Here is a 25,693-nt window from a genome sequence, read left to right on the forward strand (position 1 = left end):
TCGGCCACCGCAGGGGGTCATGGCCACGGTTGCAGAGCTGCTTCAGCCCGTCGAGGCCGACCTCGAGGCCCTGCTGAGCGATCTGCGCAGCCTGATCGGAGCGGGGCACCCGATCCTTCAGGCTGCTGCAGAGCATCTGTTCAGCGCCGGAGGCAAGCGCCTGCGCCCCGGCATCGTGCTGCTGGTGTCACGAGCGCTGGCCGCCGATGGCGAGCTCACCGCACGCCACCGGCGCCTGGCGGAGATCACTGAGATGATCCACACCGCCTCGCTCGTGCACGACGACGTGGTGGATGAAGCCAGTACCCGTCGCGGTGTGGACACCGTGCACAGCCGCTTCAACCACCGGGTGGCTGTGTTGGCCGGCGATTTTCTATTTGCCCAGGCCAGCTGGCATCTCGCCAACCTCGATGACCTCGAGGTGGTGAAGCTGCTGTCCCGCGTGATCATGGACCTCGCCGACGGTGAGGTGAAGCAGGGCCTGTTCCGCTACGACACCGGCCAGAGCTTCGAGACCTACCTCGAAAAGAGCTACTGCAAAACCGCCTCATTGATCGCCAACAGCGCCCGCGCTGCAGGTGTGCTGAGCGGCCTTCCCGCCCACCAGCTCGATGAGCTGTACCGCTTCGGCCGCCAGCTGGGTTTGGCCTTCCAGGTGGTCGACGACATTCTCGATTTCACCGGCAGCGATCAGCAGCTGGGTAAACCCGCCGCCAGTGACCTGGCCACGGGTTATCTCACCGCCCCAGCCCTGTATGCCCTCGAGGAGCACCCTGCACTGGCCGGGCTGATTGAGCGGGAGTTCAGCGAAGACGGCGATCTCGATCAAGCCCTCGAGCTTGTGCGCAACAGCCAGGCCATCCAGCGCTCCCGTGCTCTCGCTGAAGGGTTCGCGAACGAGGCGCGTGAGTCCATTAGCTGGCTGCCCGCCTCGGATTGCCGCAGTGCCCTGCTGGCGCTGCCGGAGTTTGTGCTCAGCCGGCTCTACTGAAGCGCCGCGATCACCTCAGCCAAGCTGACGAGGAAGCGGTCAATCCCGGGATACAGCGCACGGCGTTGCTCAGCATTGAGGTGGTTGGGGGGCAGCACATGCACGTGGCATCCCGCTGCACGGGCCGCCTGCACGCCTGCTGGTGAATCTTCAAAGGCCCAGCAGTGTTGGGCATCCACGCCCAATCGCTCAGCCGCCAGCAGGAACACATCCGGTGCCGGTTTGCCCTGGCCCAGATGGGGGTCATCGCCGTGCACCCGCACGCTGATGGCGGCCAGCCAGGGATGGGGTGACGCCTTGAGGGCCACGGCGGCCTTGGAACTGCTGGTGGCCAGGGCCATGGGAATGCCCAAGGCCCCGCAGCGTTCCACCAGCTCCGGTGCCCCTGGCATCGGTGCGGCCTGGACCAGCAGCGCCTCGGCGATGGGCTGGCGCACGGCCAGCAGGGCATCGCGGCTGGGGGCCGGGTTGGCACCATCCGCGCTGATCCACTGCCGCACCTGATCGGCGCAGTCGTGGCGGCGGCGACCCCGCAGGGCCAACAGCTCAGCGGGAGTCAGGGGCCTGCCGAAATGGCTGGAGGCCTGCTGCCAGGCTTCCGCATGCAGCGGTTCGGTGTCGAGCAGCAGCCCGTCGAGATCGAACAGGCAGGCGGCGGGGCGGACCATCCACCCATCCTGAATCAGCACCGATCCGCCTGCGCCCATTACAGGCCTGCCGCTTGAGCGCTCAAGCCCCTTGCTGGCTCGCTTGAATGGGCGCGCCTGCCCCTGCCCGCATGTCTGAGGCCCAGACCAGCCCCGCTGCCTCCACCACGATCGAATCGGTGCTGCAGGAGCAGCGGGTGTTTGAGCCGCCGGCCGCGTTGGCGGCCGGTGCCGCGATCGGGTCGCTGGAGGCCTACCGACAGGTGGCCGCGCAGGCTCAGCAGGACCCGGATCAGTTCTGGGGCGAGGCCGCCCGGCGTGAGTTGCACTGGTTCGAACCGTTTCACACGGTGCTCGATTGGAGCAATCCCCCGTTTGCGCGTTGGTTTGAAGGCGGCACCACCAACCTCAGCTACAACTGCCTCGATCGCCATCTCGAGGGGCCCCGCGCCGACAAGACAGCGCTGATCTGGGAAGGAGAACCCGGCGATACCCGCACCTTCACCTACCGGCAGCTGCACGCCGAGGTGTGCAAGGCGGCCAATGCGCTCAAGGCGCTCGGCATCGGCAAGGGCGATCTGGTGGCGCTTTACATGCCGATGGTGCCGGAGGCGGCGATCGCCATGCTCGCCTGCGCCCGCATCGGTGCGCCCCATTCCGTGGTGTTCGGTGGGTTTTCGGCTGACGCCCTGCGTGATCGCCTGATCGATGGCGAGGCCAAGGCGGTGATCACCGCCGATGGCGGCTTCCGCAAGGACAAGCCAGTGCCGCTCAAGCCCGCCGTGGATGAGGCCCTCGGCAGCAACGGTGGTGCGCCGAGCGTTGAGCACGTGCTGGTGGTGAAGCGCATCGAGAGCGATTGCCCGATGCAGACCGGCCGCGACCACTGGTGGCACGACGTGGTGGACGCCCAGAGCGCCGACTGCCCCGCTGCGCCCATGGCGAGTGAAGACCGGCTGTTCGTGCTCTACACCTCAGGGTCTACGGGCAAACCCAAAGGGGTGGTGCACACCACTGCTGGTTACAACCTCTGGGCCCATCTCACCTTCCAGTGGATTTTTGATCTCAAGGAGAACGACATCCACTGGTGCACCGCCGATGTGGGCTGGATCACGGGGCACAGCTACATCGTCTACGGCCCGTTGTCGAACGGCGCCACCACGGTGATGTACGAGGGTGCGCCGCGCCCCAGCAAGCCCGGTGCCTTCTGGGAGGTAATCCAGAAGCACAAGTGCACGATCTTTTACACCGCCCCCACGGCGATCCGCGCCTTCATGAAGAGCGGCCGCGAGGTGCCGGACCAATACGACATGAGTTCGCTGCGCATCCTCGGCACCGTGGGTGAGCCGATCAACCCCGAGGCCTGGATCTGGTATCGCGATGTGATCGGCGGCAACCGCTGCCCGATCGTGGATACCTGGTGGCAGACCGAAACCGGCGGCGTGATGATCAGCCCCCTTCCGGGCGCCACCCCCACCAAGCCCGGATCCGCCACCCTACCGTTGCCTGGCATCCAGGCCGACATCGTCGACCACGACGGCAACTCCCAGCCCGCTGATCAGGGGGGCTACCTCGCGATCCGCCGTCCCTGGCCAGGAATGATGCGCACCGTGCACGGTGACCCCGATCGCTTCCGCAAGAGCTACTGGGAGGAGATTCGCCCCGCCGATGGCTCCTGGCTTTACTTCGCCGGCGATGGTGCTCGCCGTGACAGCGATGGCTACTTCTGGGTGATGGGCCGCGTGGACGACGTGATCAACGTGAGCGGCCACCGCCTCGGCACGATGGAGATCGAGAGCGCCCTGGTGAGCCATCCGGCCGTGGCCGAAGCGGCCGTGGTGGGCCGGCCTGATGAGCTCAAGGGTGAAGGGATTGTGGCTTTTGTGACCCTGGAGGCCGGCCGCAGCGGAGACGACGCCCTGATCGCTGACCTGCGCGGCCATGTGGGCAAGGAGATCGGGCCGATCGCACGCCCCGATGTGATCAAGTTCAGCGATGCCCTGCCGAAAACCCGCAGTGGCAAGATCATGCGCCGCATTCTGCGTTCGTTGGCTGCGGGCCAGGAGGTGAGCGGCGACACCTCCACCCTTGAGGATCGCTCCGTGCTCGACGCACTGCGCGTCTGATCAGGGTTGGCGACGCGCCGGTTGCCACCAACGGCAGATCGTCTCCGCGAGCGAGTCGATCTGCCGTTGCCGGGCCGGATCATCGGCCCAGCTGCCCAGCAGGTTTTGGCGCAGGCCAGCGCTGGCTGGCGTGAGGTGATCCCCCGGCCGCTCCAGCAGCTCGGAGTGATCGTCAGGCCGTTGTTGCAGCACCGCCAGCAGCCTCGGCGACTGGTCGATGCCATCGCGGTTGAAGCGCACCAGCAGGTTGTTGGGCTGTCGGTAGTTCGCACCCACCAGCCGCAGGGTTTCGCTGGGGGAGGGGCTGAATTCGCTCTGGATGCCCAGCCGCGGCCCCAGTTCCGCCAACAGTGGCACGCTGCGTTCGGCTGAGAAGTTGTTGAAGCTCAGTGCCGCCAGGCCGCTGCAGCCGCGGCCATTGTCGGGGGCGAGCAGGTGAAGCTTGCAGCCCAGGCTGTGGCCCAAGCGCAGGGCAGCCAGGCTTTCAGGGCGGGCGGATCGGAACAGTTTCCAGGCCTCGTTGGCCTGGGCCTGATGATCAAAGCCCGGCACATAACTCCAGGCCTGGATCGCCAGGCCGCGCCGGCTGAGGGCCTCCAGCAGGCGGCGGTAGCTGAGTTGCGGCGTGGCGGCCAGATAGCTGCCACCGATGAACTGCACCAGCCCGAGGGGGGCTCCCCCTTCAGGTTCCAGACACCAAAGGCTGCCCCGCTGGCGCCAGCTCATGGCTGTTGCAAGGCCTTGAGGGCCTCGATGGCCTCGCGGCGGTGGGCCGGCCCATCGAGGAGGTTGTTGAACACATGCCGAATCACACCGTCGCCATCGATCACGTAGGTGACGCGGCCCGGCAGCAGTCCCAGCACGCTGGGCACTCCGAAGGCCTTGCGCAGCTGATTGCCTTTGTCCACCAGGAGGGGATAGGGAAGGTTGTGGCGCTGGGCAAAGCGTTGATGGCTGGCTGCGTCATCGCCGCTCACCCCCCACACCTCGGCCCCCAGGGCCTGAAGATCGCTGTAGCTGTCGCGAAAGGCGCAGGCCTCCATGGTGCAGCCGGGGGTGTCGTCCTTGGGATAGAAGAACAGCACCAGGGCTTTGCCGCCGAGTTGATCGCTGCGTTGTTCGGTGCCGTTCTGATCGGTGAGGGCAATGAGGGGTGCGCGATCGCCGCGGCTCAGGGCTGCTGCCAAGACGGTTGGGAGAGGCTGGCGAAACCCTAGGCAGGGCCTGGCGCGGCCTGGGATCATGAAGCCGACGCGCAGCGCTCCATGGACCCGGCCGAACCCCCGCAACCCTGGGAGCAGGTGGACTTGCTGAGCCTGATGCAGGCTCCGACCGAGAAGAAGGCGCTCGAGCCTGAGATCGAGCCCGTGATCGAGCCCGAGCCCGAGCCCGTCGCTGACCCTGAACCTCGCGCCGAGCCTGATCCAGCGCCCCAAGCTGAAGCGCCGCCTGAGATCGGCTCGCCGCTTGTGCCCCAGCGGCTCTTGATCCTTGATACGGAAACCACCGGCCTCGACCCGCAGCGCGACCGTTGCATTGAGGTGGGCGCGGTGCTGTTCGATGTGCCCCGCCGTTCTGTGCTGGCCCAGGTGTCTTTCCTGCTGCCCTGCGAGCACAATCCTGCCCAGGCGGTGAACGGCATTGATCCCGTACTCACCCAGCAGCCCCAACCCTGGCAGCAGGGCCTTGATTGGTTTGAGGCTTTATTGGCTGCTGCCGATGTGGTGGTGGCGCACAACGCGGCGTTTGATCGCCAGTGGTTTGGGATTGCTCCCCTGCCCGCGATCCATCAGCCTTGGCTTTGCTCGATGGAGGACATCCGCTGGCCTGCGGATCGCCACCTCCGCTCGAACCCATCGGTGCGGGATCTGGCGCTCGCCTATGGCGTGCCGGTGTGGGCCGCCCATCGCGCCCTCACCGACTGCATCTATTTGGCCCAGGTGTTTGAGCGTTGCAGCGATCTTGAGCAGCTGCTCCAACAGGGCCTGGAGCCCCGTCGGCTCTACCGCGCCCGCTTGTCCTATGAGGAGCGTCATAAAGCTCGCGAAGCCGGGTTCCGCTGGAATGAGCCGGTGAGTGGGGCCTGGAGCCGTCGCCTGTCGGAGCGGGAGGCGGCGTTGCTCAGTTTCCCTGTGGTGCCGGTGGAGGGGGAGCAGCAACGCCGTTCGGCCTAAGCGCTCCACTGGTTTTCCTTCATCTATAGGAAGGTGAAACGCTGCTTTTCATTGCCCTGGGCATTTGCGGCCATGGTGTGGATGAAGCTTCGAGGTTGTGTGCGATGGCCGTTTCCGCCCGCGGACACCCCCGCCATCCCCCCCCAGTGCATCAGCGGGTGCAGCGCTGGCAAGACACCCGCACCTGGGCTCGGCTCATCCGTGAAGCCGAGGCGCTTTGGCATGTGGATGTGCGCGACCTGCGCCGTCTAGGCGCGCTGGAGTTGTCGCAGTTGCTGGAGGAAGTGCCCCCCAGCCTTCGCCCGCGTGTGAACCGTTGGCTGGCTTGCTATCGGGTGCACACCCGGTTGCAGTAAACGCTGCGTGATCGCTGCGAAGGCATAAAAAAACCACCCCGAGGGGTGGTTGAGAGCCGGTTGCAATCGGAGCGGCGGGATTTGAACCCACGACCCCCACTACCCCAAAGTGGTGCGCTACCAAGCTGCGCTACGCCCCGGCGAGAAAGAAATTATCACAGCGCCTTCCCGCGCCTGGCCTGGATTTTGCGCAGAAGGGAGGCGGTGAGTTCCTCCCGGTTGAGGGTGCTGTAACCCCAGAGGCGCAGCGCCCGAGCGAGCTCCCGGAGCTCCCGGAGCGTCATGGCCGCCAGCCGCAGTTCTGGAACGCGCTGCCAGGCGGAACTGGTCATCGGCAGCTCGCTGCCGCTTCGCCCGCCCCGTAGGCCTGCGAGGGCTCCATCGGCCATCCATTCGGGCACGAGCACAAACAGCACGGCCAGCAGGCCGTAGAGCTCCACCAGTCCCTTGGGCAGCGGATGGAGCTGGCGCTGAGGCTTCGGATCCACGCTGTTGCTGAGGGATGGGCGCGGCATCCATGCCGCCGGGGCATTGTCACCCACGAGCCTGGGATCTTGTTGGCTCAGATCAACTCGGCCTTGCCTTGGCCCGGTAGCCGTGGCTGTTGCGGGGCAGGCGCTGATTTGGGTGAAAGGGGGGCTGCATCACGCCATTGCAGGGCGGGTTCCGGCGATGGCGCCAGCCGCACAAACCAGAACACCAGGGCAAACACCAACCCCAGGGTGATCAGCATCCCGAGGATCACGGTGCGGTCGGGTAGGGGATTCATCCGGGATTCAGGCTTGATCGGTGCGGGTGCACTGGAGCTTGCGTCGGCCCTGCTCCAGGGTGAGGCTGTCGCCCCAGAGGATCAGTTCCATCGCATCGCTGCCGTAGCGCACACCAGGCTGGCTGCTCGCCACGCGAAAGAGGGTGAAGCGGTTGCGACCGCTGATCAACGACGCCTGGGCATCGTTGCGCTCCACCACCAGCACACCCTGATCGCCACACAGGAAGCGCTCGCGGGTGTCGTAGTCCTCCCACCAGGGGCTGCTGAGGGCCAGCAATGGCAGCAATAGAGCAATCACAACGCCGTTACAAGCGGATGGGAGCGTTGTCACCGCGCAGCACGCAGTGATCGATCGACCAGTCGTAGTGGCTCCACACCGAGGCGGGCAACTTGTAGGCGCTGCCTTCGAAGGCATCCAGCAGCACACCGCTGGGGCGAGCGGAGCAGTAGGGGCGGCTGCCGGGGCGAGCCAGATACTGCTGGTGGTAAGTCTCCGCGAAGAAAAAGGGTTTGCCGGTTGCGATCTCCGTGGTGATCGCTCCCTTGCCGTTGGCGTTGAGCAGCTCCTGGTAGCGATCGCAGGAGGCTTTGGCGATCCGGAGGAGCTCAGGCTCCATCACATAGACGGCCGAGCGGTATTGCGTGCCCGTGTCGTTGCCTTGTGCCATGCCCTGGGTGGGGTCGTGGCATTCCCAGAACAGCTTCAGCAGATCGCTGAAATCAACGGCATTCACATCCCACACCACCCGCACCACTTCGGTGTGCCCGGTGCGGCCGGAGCACACTTCCTCATAGGTGGGGTTGGGGGTGTAGCCACCGGCGTACCCCACGGCGGTGCTGATCACACCGGGCAGGCGCCAGAACCCCTTCTCCGCGCCCCAGAAACAGCCGCAGCCGAAGAGGGCTTCCTGCTGGCTTGTGCTGAGCGGTGCTTTCAGGGCTGTGCCGAGCACCACATGGCGATCGGCCGTGGCGATGGGGGTGCTGCGGCCGGGTAGGGCGGCATCGGGAGCGATCAGCGCGCCCTTGGTTCCGCCCAGTCCCTGAAACAGTCCGAACACTGATGCCGCAGCCGATGTGGTGAGGTCAGCCTACGGCGCTCAACCTTGTGGTGCGCCCGGCTCCAGGGCGATGTGGTTGAGCAGGGTGGTGGTGAAGGCAAAGAGCAGAAAGGGCAGCGAGAGCACCAGGATCAACCCCACACCCACCAGGGCAAACAAGGGTTTGCTGGCGCCCATCAGTGCCAGGCCAGCGGCCAGGCTCACGAAGATCACCAGCATCCAAATCAGGATCTGGCCGTAGATATCGCCGAAGGTGAGGGTGCAGCGCAGGCGATAGGGCACACCGGTGGTCATGGCAGCGGCGCGGAGCGTTCCACCAGCTAAGCCACGGCTGAGCGCCTTGTCTGGTGACAGGCACAGAGTGTGACCGAATGCGCGGGAGGCTTGCCGGTTCTGTTAAGCAGCCCGGCTCAACTGCTGCTCCGCCTGCTCTCGCTCCCACAGGCGCCGGTAGGTGCCGCTTTGTTGCACCAGCTCGTTGTGGTGGCCCTGTTGCACGAGACGGCCGCCATCCATCACCAGGATGCGATCGCAGGCGGCGGCGGCCGAGAGCTGGTGGCTGATCATCAGGATCGTGCGGTCCTGCTGGCTGCGCACCGATTGCAGGATGTCGGCGGCGGTGTTGTTGTCCACGCTGGCGAGGGCGTCGTCGAGCACCAGCAGAGGCGCCTGGACCAACAGGGCCCGGCCTAGGGCCGTGCGCTGGCGCTGACCACCACTCAGGGTGATGCCGCGTTCGCCCACGAGCGTGCTGTAGCCATCGGGGAAACCGCGGATATCGCCCTCGAGCCGCGCCTGGATCGCTGCTGCTTCCACCTGCTCTTGGCCGGCGTTGGGTTCGCCGTAGCGCAGGTTGTCGGCCAGGGTGGCCGTGAACAGATACCCCTCTTGGGGCACCAGAGCCACCTGGTGACGCAGCTGTTGGAGCTCCACCTGGGTGATGTCGGTGCCGTTGAGGAACAGCGTTCCCTCCGGCACCTCCACCATGCGGCCCAGGGCCCGGGCCAGGGTGGTTTTGCCGCAGCCCACGGGCCCCACCACCGCCACCAGTTCGCCAGGCTCCAGCCGGAAGCTCACGCCATCGAGGGCCAGGCGCTCCGCCTCGGGGTAGCGCAGGCAGAGGTTGCGGGCCTCCACAGCGGCGGCGCGGCGGCCGGCCACTTGAGGCGGCGCGACCTCCACGGGTTGCGGCGGTGAGGTCACCCGCGGTTTGCGCCGCAGCAGCTCTTCCACCCGCTCGAGGCTCACCTGGCCGGTTTGGAAGGTGTTGAGGGTGAAGCCCAGCAGCGCCGTGGGGAACACCAGGCGCTCCACATAAAGGATCAGCGCCACCAGATCGCCAATGCTCAGCCGCCCGGTTTCCAGTTGGCCGCTGCCCAGGGCGAGCAGCAGCAGCAGGCTCACCGAGGAGATGCCCTCCAGCAGCGGGAACAAGGTGCTGCGGGTGCGAGCCAGTTGCAGCGCATCGTCGCGGTAGCGGCGATTGCGGCTTTCGAAGGCCAGGCGTTCGGTGGCTTCCTGGCCGTAGATCTTGATGGCATTGATCCCGGAGAGGTCTTCCTGGATCAGATCGCTCAGCTGCGCTAGGGCCTCTTGCTGGCGCCGCTGCTGGCGCATCATGCGCCCGCCGAACAGGCGCACAGTCACCAGCATCAACGGGTACAGCCCCACTGCCGCCAGGCTCAACAGGGGGTCGATGGCGAGCATCGCCGGCAGGGTGAGGGCATAGGCCAGCACCGTGTTGGTGAGGCTGAGCACCGCAAAACCCAGCAGGCGCCGCACGTTCTCCACGTCGCTGGTGGCGCGGCTGATCACTTCTCCGCTGCCGGTGGTCTGCACCCAGCCCGGCTCCTGGCGGAGCATGTGCTCAAAAATCTGTTGCTTGAGGCTTGCCTCCACCTGGCGCCCCACGCCGAACACCAACATGCGCGACCAGAGGCGCACCCCCCCCATCAAGGTGGCCAGAACGATGATCAGCGCGGCCTGGCGCAGCACATCGCTGAAGGTGAAGCCATCCTGCAGGTCGTCGATCACACCCCGCACCAGCAGTGGCAGCGCCACGCTGAGCAGGTTCACCACCACCAACGCCGCCACACCCAGCAGCACCGTGCGGCGATAGGGCCGCAGGTAGCGCCCGATCAATCCGAACCGGATGGCTGCCATGTCACACCGCAGGAAGCTGCCAACCTAGGGAGCCAGCCGAGCAGCGCGTTCTGATGCCCGCCAGCGATCAGCCCGAGCAACAGCATCCTTTGTATGCATCGGATCGTGAGTTGGTCGACGCCTTGCTGGCCACCGAGCAGCCAGCCGATGGCCAGTTGGTGGATCTGGGCCGGCTGCTGATGCGCTATGCCGGCTTCCCCGGTGCCATCGATCTTCAGGACGACCTGGAGAAGACCCTGCGCCTCTGGGGTCTGAGCCACGCGGAACTCAATCAACGCTGCCGCGCGATCTGGGCCTCTGGCTACCGCCCTGGTGCTGAGGCGCAGGAGCAGGCCGTGGGCTCGGGCTTTGATACGGCCGATCAGGACAGTCCCTGAAGGTTTCTGCTACATCAGCCCCATCTGAGTGCTCCCCATGGCCGCTGTTTCGTCCTGGCCCGCGCTGCTGGAGCAGCTGTTGCAGGGGGAGTCGCTGCAGGCAGACCAGGCCACAGCCCTGATGCAGGCCTGGCTCGCCGAAGAGCTGGAGCCGGTGCTCACCGGTGCCCTGCTGGCTGCCTTGCGGGCCAAGGGGGTGAACGGTGAGGAGCTTGCCGCCATGGCCCAGGTGCTGCGGCAGGCCTGCCCCTTGCCTGGGCCTCGCCCCGATCTGCCCCTGGTGGATACCTGCGGCACTGGAGGGGATGGGGCCAACACGTTCAACATCTCCACGGCCGTTGCTTTTGTGGCGGCGGCCTGTGGCGCCCATGTGGCCAAACACGGCAACCGAAGCGCTAGCGGCAAGGTGGGCTCCGCTGATGTGCTCGAGGCGGCGGGGCTCAACCTCAAAGCCCCGCCCGAGCAGGTGGTGGCGGCGCTGGAGCCGGCGGGTGTCACCTTTCTGTTTGCCCCCGGCTGGCACCCGGCACTCGTGGGGCTGGCTCCGCTGCGCCGCGCCCTAGGGGTGCGCACGGTGTTCAACCTGCTCGGCCCGCTGGTGAATCCACTCCGCCCGGATACCCAAGTGCTGGGGGTGGGCGCTGCTGATCTGCTCGATCCCATGGCAGATGCGTTGGCTCGCCTGGGCCTGCGGCGGGCTGTGGTGGTGCACGGCCACGGCGGTCTTGATGAGGCGTCGCTCTCAGGCCCCAGTGAGCTGCGCCTGATCGAGGCGGGCTCGGTTCGCCGCGACACGATCACACCGGCTGCGCTGGGCTTGGCAGACGCGCCGATGCAGGCCCTGGTGGGCGGTGAGCTGGCTGAGAACCAGGCGATCCTGGAGGCGGTGCTGCAGGGGCGTGGCACGGCTGCGCAGCGCGATGTGGTCGCCCTCAACGCCGCCTTGGTGGTTTGGGCTGCCGGTTGCGCCGACTCCGTGGCAGCCGCCGTGCCGATGGCCCTAGGGGCCATGGCTGGCGGTGAAGCCTGGCAACGGTTTGAGCGCTTGCGCGCAGCCTTGGCCCCGCAGTAACACGGATCCGTTGGAGGGGATGATGGGTGCATGACGACAGCTTCCCCATCCCCCGCCCTGCTCGTGCTGGCCGATGGCCTGGTGCTGCGCGGCGAATCCTTTGGCGCCTGCGGCACGGCGGTGGGTGAGGTGGTGTTCAACACCGGGATGAGCGGGTATCAGGAGGTGATGACCGACCCCAGCTACTCCGGTCAGCTGGTGACCTTCACCTATCCGGAACTGGGTAACACCGGCGTGAACAGCGCTGATCAGGAAGCCGATGCGCCCCACGTGCGCGGGGTGATCGCCCGTGAACTGGCGCCGGTGCCCAGCAACTGGCGCTGTGAAGACACGCTGGAGGCCTGGTTGCAACGCCACAACGTGGTGGGCATCCGCGGCATCGACACGCGCGCCTTGGTGCGCCATCTGCGCGAAGGGGGCGCCATCAACGGTGCCATCAGCACCGACGGCAGCAGCCCCCAACAGCTGCTCAATCAGGTGCGCTCCGCACCCTCGATGGCAGGCCTCAATCTCGCTCAAACCGTGAGCACCGCCGCGCCTTACGACTGGAGCAGCCTTTGCCCTGCCGCGTTTGATCAGCGCCTGCAGAGCAATCCCGCCACTCCTTATCGGGTGGTGGCCATTGATTTCGGCATCAAGCGCGCCATTCTCGAGCGCCTGGCTGCCCATGGCTGCGCGATCACCGTGCTTCCCGCCGATGCCACCCTCGAGCAGGTGCTGGCTTTGCAGCCTGAGGGTGTGTTCCTCTCCAATGGCCCTGGAGATCCGTCGGCAGTGACCAGCGGCATCGAGCTGGCGCGGGGCCTGTTGGCCCAGAGCAACCTGCCGGTGTTCGGCATCTGCCTGGGCCACCAGATTTTGGGTTTGGCGATGGGTGGTAGCACCTACAAGCTCGGTTACGGCCACCGCGGCCTCAACCACCCTTGCGGCAGCCCCGGTGTGGTGGAGATCACCAGCCAGAACCATGGCTTCGCCATCGATGCGGCCTCGCTGCCGGCCGATGCGGTGGAGGTCACGCACTTCAATCTCAACGACCGCACGGTGGCGGCGTTGGCCCACCGCCAGAAGCCTGTGTTTGGGGTGCAGTACCACCCGGAAGCCAGCCCTGGTCCCCACGACGCCGACCACCACTTCGCTCGCTTTGCGGCCTTGATGGCTGAGCGGCGCGCCTAGGGCACCCCTGGCGGCGCCCCGGGTTGTGCCGCATCGATGCAGCTTTGTTGCGGTCCTGTTCGTTCCGAAAACCGTCATTACACTGCAGGCGCCCCAAACGTCAGAGGTCAGGAGCCATCACTGATCTGCAGCGATTGACCGTGTCTCTGCGCGGTGGCTTTCAGCAGCAGGACGGCTGTCTGCTGTTCAGCTTCACCGGCCAGCTCGACGCCTACTCCGAGAAGCAATTTCTCGCCTTCATCACCGATCACCTCACCAGCACTCCCCAGCCGCTGGTGATCGATCTGAGCAAGATCGATTTCATCGACTCCTCCGGCCTCGGTGCCCTGGTGCAAATGGCCAAGCACTGCAATGACCAGGCCATGCAGTTCCTGGTGGTGGGCAATGCACGGGTGGTGCAGACGGTGAAACTGGTGAGGCTTGAGCAGTTCCTCCATCTCCAGCCCGACCTCGATACCGCCCTCGGATCCATCGCTGCCTGATTGGCTGGCGGCCATTCCGGCCAGCTCCAGCACCGCTGACCTCGGCCCGCTGCAGCTGGCCTGGCTGGGGGATGCGGTGTGGGAGCTCCACCATCGCTTGCGCCGCTGCCGCCAGCCGGGCCGCAGTGGTGATTTGCACCGTGCCGTGGTGGCTGAAGTGCGTGCCGATGCCCAGGCTGCCGCCCTGGCGGTGCTGGAGCGCGATGGCCTACTGACGCCGGAGGAGCTAGAGCTGGTACGGAAAGGCCGCAACCGTGCCGGCCGTGGACCCCGCAAAGGAGAGGCCGGCATTTATGGCCGGGCGACGGGGTTTGAGACAATGGTGGGCTGGCTCTTTCTTCAAGACCCCAGCCGCCTTGCCCAGCTGCTGGCACACCTCGAGAACGCCGACCCGATAACCCCTTTGCCCGTTGACGCATGAGCCCCCGTTTTGATCGCCGTAGGGACCAAGGCCAGGGCTCGGGGGCTGCGGGATCGCGCCCAGGGCGTCCAGCACGCCCCGATGCCCGCGGCGGGTCGCGGCGTCCCTTTGCCCCCCGTGGGGAATGGCGCCCCGAGCGTGGTGGTGAGGGCGGCGATCGCCCCTCCTTCGGCCGCCGGCCCGAGCGGGGTGATCGCGCCGAGCGTTTTGGTGATCGGGATCGGGGGCGCCCTGAGCGTCGCTTTGATGGTGCCCGCCGCGGCGGCAGTGAGCGCCCCCGTTTTGAGCGCTCCAGTTCGGACCGCCCGAGCGGCGACCGTCCTCGCTTCGAAGGCGCCCGCGGCAGTGGCAGCCGCAGTGAGCGCCGCCCCGGCCGCCCCCAGGCCGGTCAGGGTCGTTTCTCCTCGGCGCGCCCCTCATTCCAAGAGCGCCGCTTTGAGCGTCGGCCCCTGCGGGGGGATCGCGATCAGGCGGCCGCCAGCCGCCCGGTGATCGTTGATGCGCCCAGTGGTGAATCCGAGCGCTTCAATGCCGGCCCGGCCGACGATCTGATCTGGGGCCGCCACGCGGCCCAGGCGGCTCTCGAGAGCGATCGCCCCATTCATCGCATCTGGTGCACGCCGGAGATGCGCTTCCAGCCCCGCTTCATGCAGCTGCTGCGTGAAGCAAAGGCCGGCGGCGTGCTGGTGGAGGAGGTGACCTGGGCGCGGCTTGGGCAGCTCACCGATGGTGCTGTGCACCAGGGGATCGTGCTCCAGGCCGCTGCCGCCGACACGCTTGATCTCGGCAGCCTGATCGATGGCTGCCGCTCCATCGGCGAGCCTCCGCTGTTGATGGCCCTTGATGGCATCACCGATCCCCACAACCTCGGCGCGATCGTGCGCAGCGCTGAGGCCCTCGGTGCCCATGGCCTGGTGTTGCCCCAGCGCCGCAGCGCCGGCCTCACCGGATCGGTGGCCAAGGTGGCAGCTGGCGCCCTCGAACACCTTCCCGTGGCCAGGGTGGTGAACCTCAACCGTTCCCTGGAAACCCTCAAGGACGAGGGCTACCGCGTAATCGGTCTGGCGGGTGAAGCGGGCGTGGCCCTCAGTGAGGCCGATCTCGATGGCCCCCTCGTGATCGTGACCGGTTCGGAGGGATCGGGGCTGTCGATGCTCACCCGCAAGCATTGCGACCAGCTGGTGCGCATTCCCCTGCGGGGCGCCACCCCCAGCCTCAACGCCTCGGTGGCCACGGCGATGGTGCTCTACGAGGTGGCCCGGCGTGGCTGGATGAAACAGATCACCGGGTCGGCCCCGGCCCCGCGCATCGTGCGGCCGCAGATCCCTTCGGCGCCCGCTGCTGTTGCAGCCCCTGCCGCTGAGCCGGAGCTGCAGGAGGAGCCCCTCATCAGCGCCGAGTTGGAGACCTTCAGCCCCGAGGAAACCGAGGCGGCCCAAGCCTTGGTGGAGCAGGTGGTGGCCGAGCTCAGCGTTCCCAAGGAGCCCGAGCCCGAGCTTGTGTTGGGCCTGGCCCCCGGCAACCCTGTGGATTTCTCCGGCGATATCAAGCTCTGATGGCTGCGTCCGCCGCTTTCGCGGCCACAATGAATGCACTGCCCATCGCCCCATGACCACCCTGTTCCAGCCCCTGCGCAGCGTTGCCAATGGGCTTGGTCTGGCCTGGTGGGCGCGGGTGGAGACGCGCCAGCCGGATGTGACCTACTGGTTCGGGCCCTACGTGCGCCGCAGCAGCCTCGAGGAGGCCCTGCCCCCCTTCCTGGCGGACCTCCGCAGTGAAGGGGCCGCGGAGGTGAACCACGCCCTGCTGCGTGCGCGCCGCGGCGAGCCCTTCACCATCAGTGCTGACTGATAGCGTCGACCCCTGGACTTGCAACAGGGTTGATGGGGATCGCCGAGTGGCGCGAGCAGCTCAAGCGCGGCGAGGTGTCCGCCCGGGAGCTCACCGATCAGCACCTCAGCCGCATCGAGGCGGTTGAGCCCAGCATCAACGCTTACACCGAGATCACAGCGGAGCGCGCCCGAGCCGACGCCGATCGCATCGATGCCGCCCGCTCCGCCGGTGAGGAGCTGCCTCCTCTGGCCGGCGTGCCCCTGGCCATCAAAGACAACCTCTGCACCAAAGGGGTGCGCACCACCTGCTCCAGCCGCATGCTGGAGACCTTCGTTCCTCCCTACGAATCCACCGTCACCGGGCGCCTTTGGGGTGCCGGTGCGGTGCTTCTGGGCAAAACGAACCTCGATGAGTTCGCCATGGGCAGCTCCACCGAGACGTCGGTGTTCGGCCCCAGCCGCAACCCCTGGAACCCCGAGAAGGTGCCCGGTGGCAGCTCCGGCGGCAGCGCCGCTGCTGTCGCGGCCGGTGAGTGTGTGGGATCCCTCGGCTCCGACACCGGTGGTTCGATTCGTCAGCCCGCCGCCTTCTGCGGCGTGGTGGGCCTCAAGCCCACCTACGGCCGGGTGAGCCGCTACGGCCTGGTGGCCTTCGCCAGCTCCCTCGATCAGGTGGGGCCTTTTGCCACCAACGTGGCTGATGCGGCTGAACTGCTGCAGGTGATCGCCGGTGAAGATCCCCGCGATTCCACTTGCCTCAAGGCCCCGGTGCCCGACTACACCGCGGCGCTGCAGCAGCCCGTGGCGGGCCTCAGGGTGGGCATCGTGCGCGAGTGCTTTGAAGCCGAAGGCCTCGATCCCGAGGTGAAGGCATCGGTGATGGCTGCGGCTCATCAGCTCGAGGCCCTCGGCTGTGAGCTGGTGGAGGTGAGCTGCCCCCGCTTCAACGACGGCATCGCCACCTATTACGTGATTGCCCCTTCGGAGGCGTCAGCGAACCTGGCCCGCTACGACGGCGTGAAATACGGCTACCGCGCCGCCGATGCCGGCAGCCTGGCGGAGATGACCTCGCGCAGCCGCGCCGAGGGTTTTGGTGATGAGGTGCAGCGCCGCATCCTGATCGGCACCTATGCCCTCTCCGCCGGCTACGTGGACGCCTACTACAAGAAGGCCCAGCAGGTGCGCACCCTGATCCGCCGCGACTTCGACCGCGCCTTCGGCGCCGTGGATGTGTTGCTCACTCCCACCTCCCCCACCACCGCCTTCGGTTTTGGGGCCCACGCCGAGGATCCCTTGGCGATGTATCTGGCCGACCTGCTCACCATCCCCGCCAACATGGCTGGTCTGCCCGCCATCAGCCTGCCCTGCGGCTTTGATGGTTCAGGTCTGCCCATCGGCGTGCAGCTGATCACCGGCGTGCTCGAGGAGGAGCGGCTGCTGCAGGTGGCCTGGCATTACGAGCAGGCGGCGCGCGTGATGGAGAACCGTCCGGCTGCGGCCCTGGTGCCCTAACGCCATCCCTGGCGTGTGCCCTTCAAGATCCCGTTGACCAGGCCCTGAATCTGGTGGTGGCCCCTTAGCCTGGGGCTACTGCACCGCCCTGTGGCCTCGCCTGTGGCTTTTGTCCCGCTTCACAACCACAGCGACTACAGCCTCCTCGATGGGGCCAGTCAGCTGCCGGCGATGGTGAAGCGGGCCGAAGAACTCGGGATGCCTGCTCTGGCGCTCACCGATCACGGCGTGATGTACGGCGCGATCGAGCTGCTCAAGCTGTGCAAGGGCACCTCGGTGAAGCCGATCATCGGCAACGAGATGTATGTCATCAACGGCTCGCTTGATGACCCCAATCCCCCGAAGAAGGAGCGCCGCTACCACCTGGTGGTGCTGGCCAAGAACGCGGTGGGGTATCGCAACCTGGTGAAGCTCACCAGCATCAGCCACCTGCGCGGCATGCGCGGGCGCGGCATTTTTTCGCGCGCCTGCATCGACAAGCCCACGCTCGAGAAGCACAGCGAAGGCTTGATCGTGGCCACCGCCTGCCTCGGTGGCGAGCTCTCCCAGGCGATCCTGCGGGGCCGCCCGGATGTGGCTCGGGAGGTGGCCGCCTGGTACCAGGGCGTGTTCGGCGACGACTTCTACCTGGAGATCCAGGACCACGGCTCCCCGGAAGACCGGATCGTGAACGTGGAGATGGTGCGGATCTCGCGCGAGCTGGGCATCCCGCTGATCGCCACCAACGACGCCCATTACCTCACCAGCAACGACGCCGAAGCCCACGACGCGCTGCTCTGCATCCTCACGGGCAAGCTCGTCACCGACGAGAAGCGCCTGCGTTACACGGGCACCGAATACATCAAAGGTGAGCAGGAGATGCTCGGCCTGTTCGCCGATCACCTGGAGCCCGAGGTGGTGGCCGAGGCCGTGGCGAACACGGCTCGGGTGGCCGAGAAGGTGGAGGACTACGACATCCTCGGCCGCTATCAGATGCCCCGCTTCCCGATCCCGGAGGGGCACACGCCGGTGAGCTATCTGCGCGAGGTGAGCGAGCAGGGGCTCCGCGCCCGCCTGCAGCTGCCGGAGGATGCCGCTTTCACGGCGGAGTATGGCGAGCGCCTCACCTTCGAGCTGCAGGTGATGGAGCAGATGGGCTTCCCCACCTACTTCCTGGTGGTGTGGGACTACATCCGCTTCGCCCGTGAAAACGGCATCCCCGTGGGCCCCGGCCGTGGTTCGGCCGCCGGCTCGCTGGTGGCTTACGCCCTGGGGATCACCAACATCGATCCGGTCACGAACGGGTTGCTGTTTGAGCGCTTCCTCAACCCGGAACGCAAGTCAATGCCGGATATCGACACCGACTTCTGCATCGAGCGCCGTGGTGAGGTGATCGACTACGTGACCCGCCGCTACGGCGAGGAGAAGGTGGCGCAGATCATCACCTTCAACCGGATGACCTCCAAGGCGGTGCTCAAGGATGTGGCCCGCGTGCTCGATATCCCCTATGGCGATGCCGACCGTCTGGCCAAGTTGATTCCGGTGGTGCGCGGTAAGCCCGCCAAGCTCAAGGAGATGATCGGCGAGGAATCACCGGCGCCGGAGTTCCGCGAGAAATATCAAAGCGACCCGGCGGTGAAGCGCTGGGTGGACATGGCGATGCGCATCGAAGGCACCAACAAAACCTTCGGTGTGCATGCCGCCGGTGTGGTGATCGCCGCGGATCCCCTCGATGAGGTGGTGCCCCTGCAGCGCAACAATGATGGCCAGGTGATCACCCAATACTTCATGGAAGATGTGGAGTCGATGGGACTCCTGAAGATGGACTTCCTCGGCCTCAAGAACCTCACCATGATCGATAAGACGATCGATCTGGTGGAGCAGAGCACCGGTGAAAAGGTGGATCCCGACGCCCTGCCTCTGGATGATCCCGGCACCTACGGCCTGCTGGCCCGCGGTGATCTTGAAGGCATCTTCCAGCTCGAATCGAGTGGCATGCGCCAGATCGTGCGCGATCTCAAGCCCTCATCGCTGGAAGACATCTCGTCGATCCTGGCGCTCTACCGGCCGGGTCCGCTCGATGCCGGCCTGATTCCCAAGTTCATCAACCGCAAGCACGGCCGTGAGGCGATCGATTTCGCCCACGCCAAGCTGGAGCCGATCCTGCAGGAGACCTACGGGATCATGGTGTACCAGGAGCAGATCATGCGCATCGCGCAGGATCTGGCCGGCTATTCGCTTGGGGAAGCCGATCTGCTGCGGCGGGCGATGGGCAAGAAGAAAAAGAGCGAAATGGAGAAGCACCAGAGCATCTTCGTGAAGGGCGCCACCGAACGCGGCGTTGACCCGAAGATCGCCGAGGCGTTGTTCGAGCAGATGGTGCTGTTCGCCGAATACTGCTTCAACAAGAGCCATTCCACCGCCTACGGCGCGGTGACCTACCAAACCGCCTACCTCAAGGCCCACTACCCAGTGGCCTACATGGCGGCGCTGCTCACGGTGAATGCCGGCACCACCGACAAGGTGCAGCGCTACATCTCCAATTGCAACGCCATGGGCATCGAGGTGATGCCACCGGATGTGAATGCATCGGGGATCGACTTCACGCCCGTTGGCGAGCGGATCCTGTTTGGCCTCTCGGCCGTGCGCAACCTCGGTGATGGCGCCATCCGCGCCTTGCTGGAGGCCCGCAGCGCCGATGGCCCTTTCCGTTCCCTGGCCGACCTGTGCGACCGAATCCCCGGCACCACGCTCAATCGCCGCTCGCTCGAATCGCTGATCCATTGCGGCGCCCTCGATGCGCTGGAGCCCCAGGCCAACCGGGCCCAGCTGATGGCCGATCTCGATTTGATCGTCGACTGGGCCAGCTCCCGCGCCCGCGACCGCGCCAGCGGCCAGGGCAACCTGTTTGATCTGCTGGGCGGCGGCGGTGATGCCAGTGCCGACGCGGCCGTGGCCGGTGGCGACCTCAGCACCGCCCCCAAGGCGCCTCCTGTGCCCGACTACCCCCCCACCGAGAAGCTGCGGCTGGAGAAGGAGCTGGTGGGCTTCTACCTCTCCGATCACCCGCTCAAGCAGCTCACTCGCCCGGTGCAGCTGCTCTCACCGGTGGGCCTGGGCAGCCTCGAGGAGCAGGCCGACAAGACACGCGTGAGCGTGGTGGGCATGGTGGCGGGCCTGCGGCCGGTGACCACCCGCAAGGGCGATCGCATGGCGGTGCTCCAGCTGGAAGATCTCAGCGGCAGCTGTGAGGCTGTGGTGTTCCCGAAGACCTACGCCCGCCTCGCCGATTTCCTGATGGTGGATGCGCGCCTGCTGATCTGGGCCTCGGTGGACCGGCGCGACGAGCAGGTGCAGCTGATCGTGGATGACTGCCGCGTGATCGATGAGCTCAAGGTGCTGCTGGTGGAGCTCGAAGGCAGTGAGGCCTGCGATATCGCCGTGCAGCACAAGCTGCGCGAGTGCCTCAACCAGCACCGCACCGATAAGGACGAGGCCGGTGTGCGGGTGCCCGTGGTGGCGATGGTGCGGCACCACGGGCAGACCCGCTTTGTGCGGCTTGGCCATCAGTTCTGCGTGCGCGATAGCGAGGCTGCGCTCAGCAGCCTTACGGCCCAGGCCTTCCGGGCTCGCCTCAGCTCGCCGCTGGTGGCCGCTTGATCGAGCTGCGCAGCCGGCCGATGTTCAGGCCGATCTGCTCAAAGCCGAGCAGGCTGCCGGCGCCCGGCTCCCAGCTGGCCGAGAGCACGCCATAGCTCAGCCCCACCAACCCCAACAGAAAAAATCCCCCGGATGTCACCAAGGTGACGCCAGGGGGGATATCCAACACGCCTTTGCTCACCAGCAGGTAACTCGCCACAAAGGTGGACATCCCGAGAAAGCTGGGGATCCCGGTCGCCACCGCCACCCGCCGGGCCATGCGATTGGCCACGTAATCGGGGATGGTTTGCTGAGGCTTGGCTTTGGTTCTGTTCAGGCTGGCAGGGGGTTGTGGTCCTAGACCGCCGCCGCCGGAGCGGGTGCGGTTGTTCCCCTTACCTGCCATCGATCAGCCGCGGATGCCGAGCTTCTGGATCAGAGCGATGTAGCGCTGCTCGCTGTTGCTGCGCAGGTAGCTGAGCAGGCGCTTGCGGCGACCGATCATCTTCAGCAGACCCTGCCGCGACGAGAAATCGTGGATGTTGTTTTGCAGGTGTCCGCTCAGCTTGCTGATGCGCTCGCTCAGCATGGCCACCTGAACCTCAACAGAACCGGTGTCGGTGCCGTGGGTCTGATGAGCGTTGATCAGTTCCTGCTTCTTGGTGGTGTCGAGCGACATGCGCGGCGTCTGGCCCTGACGGTGCAAACATCCAACTTACCGCCTCGTGGTCACCCCAATCTCAGGCCGCCTGGCTGCGGGAGAGCCAGCGCAGGCACTCCCGCAGCCAGGCATCTGCTTCTGGCCCCAGATCCTGGTCAGTGGTGGCCACCGCTCGCAAGGCGCGGTTGATCTCGAGGGCCTCGTATCCAAGGGCCGTGAGGGTGAGGTTCAGCTCGTCGCGCACCGCTCCCGGCAGGGCTTCCGCGCCGCTGCTGGCCGGCAGGGCGAGGTCGGCGGTCTCGTCCGGGTTGGCGGTGCTGCCGTAGCGCTCCTGCAGTCGGGTGCGCAGCTCCACGGCCAGGCGCTCCGCCGTGCGCTTGCCCACCCCTGGTGCCTGCGTCAGCAGGCGCAGGTCCGCCTGCACGATGGCGCGCACCAGCTCTTCGCAACTCAACTGGCCCAACAGGCCCAGCGCCATCTGCGGACCCACGCCGCTCACGGCCACCAATTCCCGGAAGAGATCGCGCTCAGCGCGGCTGGCAAAGCCGTAGAGGGTCCAAGCGTCTTCCCGGATCACTTGATGGATGTGCAGGCTGAGGGCACTGCCGATCTCCCCCAGGCGTTCCCACTGGCGCCTCGGCATCTGCACCTCGTAGCCCACTCCGCCGCACACCAGCAGGAGGCCGCAGCGGCTGGCCTGTTGCCACCGATCGGCGAGTTGCCCTTGCAGCCAGCCGATCATGGGAACACCGTTGTTGCTCCCCATGCTGCCCGCTCCGACAACCCCGTTCCCGCTGCTGGTGGCGCTGCGCCGGGTTGTGGCGCTGTGCCTTTGCGTGCTGCTCAGCCTCACGCTGAGTGCCTGCGGCGGCGCTCAACCCTCCCAGAAAGTGTTGCTCTCAGCCCTGGGCCTGCAGATTGATCTCACCCAGCGCTCGATTGCGGATGCGCTGCAGCTCAGCAGCGCCGAGGGCATGCCCCAGGTGAGCCGGGTGCGGGTCGAATCCCAGCAGCCCCTCACGATCGGTGGCAGCAAGGGGCTGCATCTCACCGGTCGTTTCGATTGGCGCCTTCCGGGTGATCCGATCCGCGTTGACAGCGCCTTCGATCTGTATCTGCAACGGGGCGAACGCGGTCAGAGCTGGCGTTTGGCAAGGCCCAGCGGCAGCAGCGATGGCACCACCCAAGACTGGATCATCGATCCTTTGCCGATCGCCTGAGGCTCAGCAGCGTGGCCACCAGCACCAGCCCCATGGCGAGGGCCGTGTCGGGGTCAAGCGCCTCGCCAAAGAACCACCAGCCCCATAGGGCCGCCAGGGGCACTTGCCCGTAGCTCAGGGCCGTGGCCCGCGCTGCCGGGAGACCCAGCAATCCATTGGTGACCCCCAGCTGCCCTAGCTGGGTGAACAGCCCGACACCCACCAGGGCCAGGGCCTCCCAGGCCGTCGGCCACACCGGTTGCAGCAGCACCAGTGGAGTGGTGAGCACCAAGCCCACCAGCGGGAAATAGAACACGATCACCAGGGGGTGTTCGGTGCGCCCAAGGGCGCGCACACTCACGTAGGCACAGGCCGAGAGCAGGGCGCCGCCGATCGCCAGCAGCACCCCAGCCAGGGGCAGAGGCGTGGCGGTGCTCTCCAACCAGCCGCTGGCGATCGGGCCCAGCAATCCCATCAATTCGCTCGGATTGCTCAGCAGCACCACCGCCAACCAGCCCAGCAATGCCGCCAACAGCACCCGCGGCCCCACCCGCTCCCGCAGCAGCAGCCAGGCCAGCAGCGCCGTGAAGGTGGGCTGCAGATACTGGAGCACCGTGGCCGGCGCCAGGGGCAGTTGGGCCAGGGCGGCAAACACGCAGAGCAAGGCCCCGGTGCCGATCACACCGCGTAACACCAGCAGGCCCCGCCGCTGGCCCCAGGGGCTCAACCCGGCTTGACGCAGCATCGCGATGCTGAGCAGCAGGCTGATGGCCGAGCGGGCCAGCACCACCTCCGCCACGGGGATCCGGCCGCCCACGGCCTTCACGCACACCCCCATCAGGCTGAAACTGACGGCGCTGGACAGCATCCACAGGGCGGCCCTGCCATCCTGAAGCCGCACCCGAGCGCGCAGCGTGTCAGCCCCTCGCCTCCATCCCCGCACGATCGAGGCCGTTAAGGAACGCGCTGACATCGTTGATGTGGTGGGTGAGCACGTGGTGCTCAAGAAGAAGGGCCGCGAGTTCGTCGGGGTCTGTCCGTTCCACGACGACAAATCGCCGTCGATGACGGTGTCGCCGGCCAAGCAGTTCTACTACTGCTTCTCCTGCGGGGCCGGCGGCAACGCGATCAAGTTCCTGATGGAACTGCAGCGCCAGAGTTTCAGCGATGTGGTGCTGGAGCTGGCGCGCAAATACCAGCTGCCAGTGGAAACCCTGGAGGGGCCGCAGCAGGAGCGGTTGCGGCAGCAGCTGTCGCGCCGCGATCAGCTGCATAAGGTGCTGGCCCTGGCTGCCGGATGGTTTCGCAGCCAGCTGCGCAGCCCAGAAGGTGCTTCCGCCCTCGCCTATCTGCGCGAGCAGCGGGGGCTGAGCGAAACCACCCTGGAGAGCTTCGGCCTCGGCTATGCGCCGGAGCGTTGGGATGGCTTGCTCAGCCACCTGCAACAGGTGGAGGGCTACACCCCCGAGCTGCTGGAGGCCGCGGGCCTGGTGGTGCCGCGCCGCGGTGGCGATGGGTTCTACGACCGCTTCCGCCATCGCGTGATGGTGCCGATCTGTGATCGCCAAGGCCGGATCATCGGCTTTGGTGGCCGCAGCCTCGATGGCGGCGAACCGAAGTATCTGAACTCCCCGGAAACGGAGGTGTTTGAGAAGGGCAAGCACCTCTTCGGCCTCGACAAGGCGGTGAACGCCATCCGCAAGGACGACCGCGCGGTGGTGGTGGAGGGTTATTTCGATGTGATTGCCCTGCACGCCGCCGGCATCACCAACGCCGTGGCGGCCCTTGGCACGGCTCTTAGCAGCCAGCAGATCACCCAGCTCTGCCGCTGCTGCGATGGCAAGCGCCTGATCCTCAACTTCGACACCGATCGCGCCGGGGTGCGCGCCGCCCAGCGGGCCATCGGTGAGGTGGAGCAGCTGGCGCTGCAGGGTCAGCTGGAGCTGCGGGTGCTGCATCTGCCTGCCGGTAAAGACCCCGACGAGTTCCTCAAGGAGCACGGCGCCGGCGAGTACCGCTCCCTGCTGGATCAGGCACCGCTTTGGCTCGATTGGCAGATCGATCAGGTGCTGGAGGGCCGTGACCTGGCCCGCTCCGATCAGTTCCAGCAGTCGGTGAGCGAGCTGGTGGTGCTGCTGGGCAAGCTGCCCGCCAGCGCCGTGCGCTCCCGCTACCTCCAACAGGTGGCCGAGCGGCTCAGCGGCGGACAGGCACGCCTGGCCCTGCAGCTTGAAGACGACCTGCGCCAGCAGGTGAAAGGCCAGCGCTGGCACGGCCGCTCCCAGCGCTGGGAGCAGCCCGGTGAGGCGGGCCTGCGGGAGCGGGCCGAAGCCGAGCTCTTGCGGCTGTATCTGCACTGCCCCACGCACCGGGGCACGATCCGCGCCGAACTGCGCCGCCGCGAGCTCGATGATTTCGCCCTCGCCCACCACCGCCAGCTCTGGGCGGCGATCAGCTCCCTCGAGGAGGACAACCTCGGCGTGGGTCGGCTGGAGGCGATCAACCGAGGCAGCGATCCCGGGATGGAGCTGGCGGATCTGGAGCTGCCGCGGTTGCTCTCCGATCAGCTGTTGCTGAGCGATGCCGAGAGCCCGTCGGATCTGCTCACCCGGCTCACGCCGCTGCTCGAGCCCACCGATGTGCAGCGCCTTGCGTTGGCCAACCCCCTGTTGCAGTTGCGGGGGGCCACGGCGTCGCTGGAGCGGCAGCGCAGCCTCAAGCGCTGCCGCCACCTGCTCAATGCCTGGAGCTCCCAGCGCCTCGAAACCCTGGAGCGTTGCATCGCCCGCCTGTTGGAGGAGGGCCAGGCCGCCCCAGCGGAGCCAGCTGCCGATCAGCCGCTGCAGCCCGTCGCCCTGGATATGGAAGCGCGCATCGAGGCGATGTTCGCCGATCTCAACGGCGATGCTCTGCGCTTTCAGGAGCTCTATTACAACGAGCGCCAGCACATCGCCCACCTCGATCAGCAGCGCCGCGCTGGCTTTGAAGATGTGCTGCAGGAGCAAGCGGATTCGCTCACAGCCTGAGCGTCTGGCGCCTCAGCTCTGGTAAGACACAGG

At 66.7% G+C, this 25,693-nt stretch carries 28 protein-coding genes and 1 tRNA gene; 15 read left to right on the forward strand and 14 right to left on the reverse strand.

The features are described 5' to 3' along the window. Positions 1–19: 19 nt before the first annotated feature. A complete protein-coding gene (gene sds / locus KUL97_RS02760) occupies positions 20–991 on the forward strand; it encodes a solanesyl diphosphate synthase (protein WP_217795428.1) in 972 nt (323 codons plus the stop codon). Here sds and KUL97_RS02765 read toward each other — a convergent pair. Further along, positions 985–1,659 carry an HAD family phosphatase gene (locus tag KUL97_RS02765; RefSeq protein WP_217795429.1) on the reverse strand — a complete coding sequence of 225 codons (675 nt, stop codon included), beginning with the start codon at positions 1,657–1,659 and terminating at the stop codon, positions 985–987. The genes sds and KUL97_RS02765 overlap by 7 nt on opposite strands. A gap of 110 nt (positions 1,660–1,769) precedes the next feature. Between KUL97_RS02765 and acs the strand changes: the two genes are divergently transcribed. Next, positions 1,770–3,764: an acetate--CoA ligase gene (acs, locus tag KUL97_RS02770; protein WP_217795430.1), complete on the forward strand. Its 1,995-nt coding sequence runs from the start codon at positions 1,770–1,772 to the stop codon at positions 3,762–3,764. Here the strand turns inward: acs and KUL97_RS02775 are convergent, their stop codons facing one another. After that, positions 3,765–4,490 carry a DUF1350 family protein gene (locus KUL97_RS02775; RefSeq protein WP_217795431.1) on the reverse strand — a complete coding sequence of 242 codons (726 nt, stop codon included), beginning with the start codon at positions 4,488–4,490 and terminating at the stop codon, positions 3,765–3,767. It lies immediately after the preceding gene. Beyond that, positions 4,487–4,951 carry a peroxiredoxin gene (locus KUL97_RS02780; protein ID WP_217795432.1) on the reverse strand — a complete coding sequence of 155 codons (465 nt, stop codon included), beginning with the start codon at positions 4,949–4,951 and terminating at the stop codon, positions 4,487–4,489. The genes KUL97_RS02775 and KUL97_RS02780 overlap by 4 nt, the downstream gene beginning before the upstream one ends. Before the next feature lie 78 nt (positions 4,952–5,029). On the opposite strand from KUL97_RS02780, the gene KUL97_RS02785 reads away from it, so the two are divergent. Beyond that, complete coding sequence (locus KUL97_RS02785) at positions 5,030–5,938, forward strand: 3'-5' exonuclease (protein WP_217795433.1); 909 nt, start codon at positions 5,030–5,032, stop codon at positions 5,936–5,938. A gap of 104 nt (positions 5,939–6,042) precedes the next feature. Beyond that, positions 6,043–6,294 carry a hypothetical protein gene (locus KUL97_RS02790; RefSeq protein WP_010307907.1) on the forward strand — a complete coding sequence of 84 codons (252 nt, stop codon included), beginning with the start codon at positions 6,043–6,045 and terminating at the stop codon, positions 6,292–6,294. 66 nt (positions 6,295–6,360) lie between these two features. Here KUL97_RS02790 and KUL97_RS02795 read toward each other — a convergent pair. The 7 genes from KUL97_RS02795 to KUL97_RS02825 form a co-directional block, all read right to left on the reverse strand. Beyond that, a tRNA-Pro gene (locus KUL97_RS02795) sits at positions 6,361–6,434 on the reverse strand. 15 nt (positions 6,435–6,449) lie between these two features. Then, positions 6,450–6,809, reverse strand: coding sequence for a Rho termination factor N-terminal domain-containing protein (locus KUL97_RS02800; RefSeq protein ID WP_217795434.1), 360 nt, complete (start codon positions 6,807–6,809; stop codon positions 6,450–6,452). Between the two features lie 47 nt (positions 6,810–6,856). Beyond that, on the reverse strand, positions 6,857–7,063 hold the full coding sequence (locus KUL97_RS02805) for a hypothetical protein (protein WP_217795435.1): 207 nt from the start codon (positions 7,061–7,063) through the stop codon (positions 6,857–6,859). Positions 7,064–7,070: 7 nt separating this feature from the next. Beyond that, positions 7,071–7,361 (reverse strand): hypothetical protein, encoded by a 291-nt coding sequence (locus tag KUL97_RS02810; RefSeq protein WP_217795436.1) that lies wholly within the window; start codon positions 7,359–7,361, stop codon positions 7,071–7,073. Positions 7,362–7,368: 7 nt separating this feature from the next. Beyond that, positions 7,369–8,079, reverse strand: a complete 711-nt coding sequence (msrA, locus tag KUL97_RS02815; protein WP_217795518.1) for a peptide-methionine (S)-S-oxide reductase MsrA — start codon at positions 8,077–8,079, stop codon at positions 7,369–7,371. A gap of 84 nt (positions 8,080–8,163) precedes the next feature. Then, positions 8,164–8,418 (reverse strand): hypothetical protein, encoded by a 255-nt coding sequence (locus KUL97_RS02820; protein ID WP_217795437.1) that lies wholly within the window; start codon positions 8,416–8,418, stop codon positions 8,164–8,166. A gap of 102 nt (positions 8,419–8,520) precedes the next feature. Next, positions 8,521–10,287, reverse strand: coding sequence for an ABC transporter ATP-binding protein (locus KUL97_RS02825; RefSeq protein WP_217795438.1), 1,767 nt, complete (start codon positions 10,285–10,287; stop codon positions 8,521–8,523). Between the two features lie 53 nt (positions 10,288–10,340). On the opposite strand from KUL97_RS02825, the gene KUL97_RS02830 reads away from it, so the two are divergent. The 9 genes from KUL97_RS02830 to KUL97_RS02870 all read left to right on the forward strand — a co-directional run bounded on the left by KUL97_RS02830 (position 10,341) and on the right by KUL97_RS02870 (position 20,795). Then, positions 10,341–10,664 (forward strand): DUF3288 family protein, encoded by a 324-nt coding sequence (locus KUL97_RS02830; protein WP_217795439.1) that lies wholly within the window; start codon positions 10,341–10,343, stop codon positions 10,662–10,664. A 37-nt stretch (positions 10,665–10,701) separates the two neighbouring features. Further along, a complete protein-coding gene (gene trpD / locus KUL97_RS02835) occupies positions 10,702–11,736 on the forward strand; it encodes an anthranilate phosphoribosyltransferase (RefSeq protein WP_217795440.1) in 1,035 nt (344 codons plus the stop codon). A 30-nt stretch (positions 11,737–11,766) separates the two neighbouring features. Beyond that, the gene (carA, locus tag KUL97_RS02840) at positions 11,767–12,909 is read left to right on the forward strand and encodes a glutamine-hydrolyzing carbamoyl-phosphate synthase small subunit (RefSeq protein WP_217795441.1); all 1,143 of its coding nucleotides are present in this window, start codon (positions 11,767–11,769) and stop codon (positions 12,907–12,909) included. Between the two features lie 134 nt (positions 12,910–13,043). After that, positions 13,044–13,391, forward strand: a complete 348-nt coding sequence (locus KUL97_RS02845; RefSeq protein WP_217795442.1) for an STAS domain-containing protein — start codon at positions 13,044–13,046, stop codon at positions 13,389–13,391. 49 nt (positions 13,392–13,440) lie between these two features. Continuing rightward, on the forward strand, positions 13,441–13,812 hold the full coding sequence (locus KUL97_RS02850) for a ribonuclease III domain-containing protein (RefSeq protein ID WP_254896143.1): 372 nt from the start codon (positions 13,441–13,443) through the stop codon (positions 13,810–13,812). Further along, positions 13,809–15,368, forward strand: a complete 1,560-nt coding sequence (gene rlmB, locus KUL97_RS02855; protein WP_217795443.1) for a 23S rRNA (guanosine(2251)-2'-O)-methyltransferase RlmB — start codon at positions 13,809–13,811, stop codon at positions 15,366–15,368. Before KUL97_RS02850 ends, rlmB begins: the two co-directional genes overlap by 4 nt. 52 nt (positions 15,369–15,420) lie before the next feature. Further along, positions 15,421–15,663, forward strand: a complete 243-nt coding sequence (locus KUL97_RS02860; RefSeq protein WP_010307950.1) for a DUF1816 domain-containing protein — start codon at positions 15,421–15,423, stop codon at positions 15,661–15,663. A 32-nt stretch (positions 15,664–15,695) separates the two neighbouring features. Next, positions 15,696–17,156: an Asp-tRNA(Asn)/Glu-tRNA(Gln) amidotransferase subunit GatA gene (gene gatA, locus KUL97_RS02865; protein WP_217795444.1), complete on the forward strand. Its 1,461-nt coding sequence runs from the start codon at positions 15,696–15,698 to the stop codon at positions 17,154–17,156. 102 nt (positions 17,157–17,258) lie between these two features. Continuing rightward, entirely contained in the window at positions 17,259–20,795 is a 3,537-nt protein-coding gene (locus KUL97_RS02870; RefSeq protein WP_217795445.1) for a DNA polymerase III subunit alpha, read from the forward strand. Here KUL97_RS02870 and KUL97_RS02875 read toward each other — a convergent pair. The 3 genes from KUL97_RS02875 to ruvA form a co-directional block, all read right to left on the reverse strand. Next, positions 20,770–21,180: a PAM68 family protein gene (locus KUL97_RS02875; RefSeq protein ID WP_217795446.1), complete on the reverse strand. Its 411-nt coding sequence runs from the start codon at positions 21,178–21,180 to the stop codon at positions 20,770–20,772. The genes KUL97_RS02870 and KUL97_RS02875 overlap by 26 nt on opposite strands. Positions 21,181–21,183: 3 nt before the next feature. Next, positions 21,184–21,453: a 30S ribosomal protein S15 gene (rpsO, locus tag KUL97_RS02880; protein WP_010307963.1), complete on the reverse strand. Its 270-nt coding sequence runs from the start codon at positions 21,451–21,453 to the stop codon at positions 21,184–21,186. Positions 21,454–21,514: 61 nt separating this feature from the next. Beyond that, positions 21,515–22,177: a Holliday junction branch migration protein RuvA gene (gene ruvA, locus KUL97_RS02885; RefSeq protein ID WP_217795447.1), complete on the reverse strand. Its 663-nt coding sequence runs from the start codon at positions 22,175–22,177 to the stop codon at positions 21,515–21,517. 22 nt (positions 22,178–22,199) lie between these two features. Between ruvA and KUL97_RS02890 the strand changes: the two genes are divergently transcribed. Further along, positions 22,200–22,655 carry a hypothetical protein gene (locus tag KUL97_RS02890; protein ID WP_217795448.1) on the forward strand — a complete coding sequence of 152 codons (456 nt, stop codon included), beginning with the start codon at positions 22,200–22,202 and terminating at the stop codon, positions 22,653–22,655. Here KUL97_RS02890 and KUL97_RS02895 read toward each other — a convergent pair. Continuing rightward, positions 22,630–23,502 (reverse strand): DMT family transporter, encoded by an 873-nt coding sequence (locus KUL97_RS02895; RefSeq protein WP_217795449.1) that lies wholly within the window; start codon positions 23,500–23,502, stop codon positions 22,630–22,632. The two genes, KUL97_RS02890 and KUL97_RS02895, sit on opposite strands and share 26 nt — an antisense overlap. Positions 23,503–23,548: 46 nt before the next feature. Here KUL97_RS02895 and dnaG point away from each other — a divergent pair, with 46 nt between their 5' ends. Beyond that, a complete protein-coding gene (dnaG, locus tag KUL97_RS02900; RefSeq protein WP_217795450.1) occupies positions 23,549–25,660 on the forward strand; it encodes a DNA primase in 2,112 nt (703 codons plus the stop codon). Positions 25,661–25,693 lie beyond the last annotated feature (33 nt).

Source organism: Synechococcus sp. HK05 (assembly GCF_019104765.1).
Taxonomy (GTDB): domain Bacteria; phylum Cyanobacteriota; class Cyanobacteriia; order PCC-6307; family Cyanobiaceae; genus Vulcanococcus.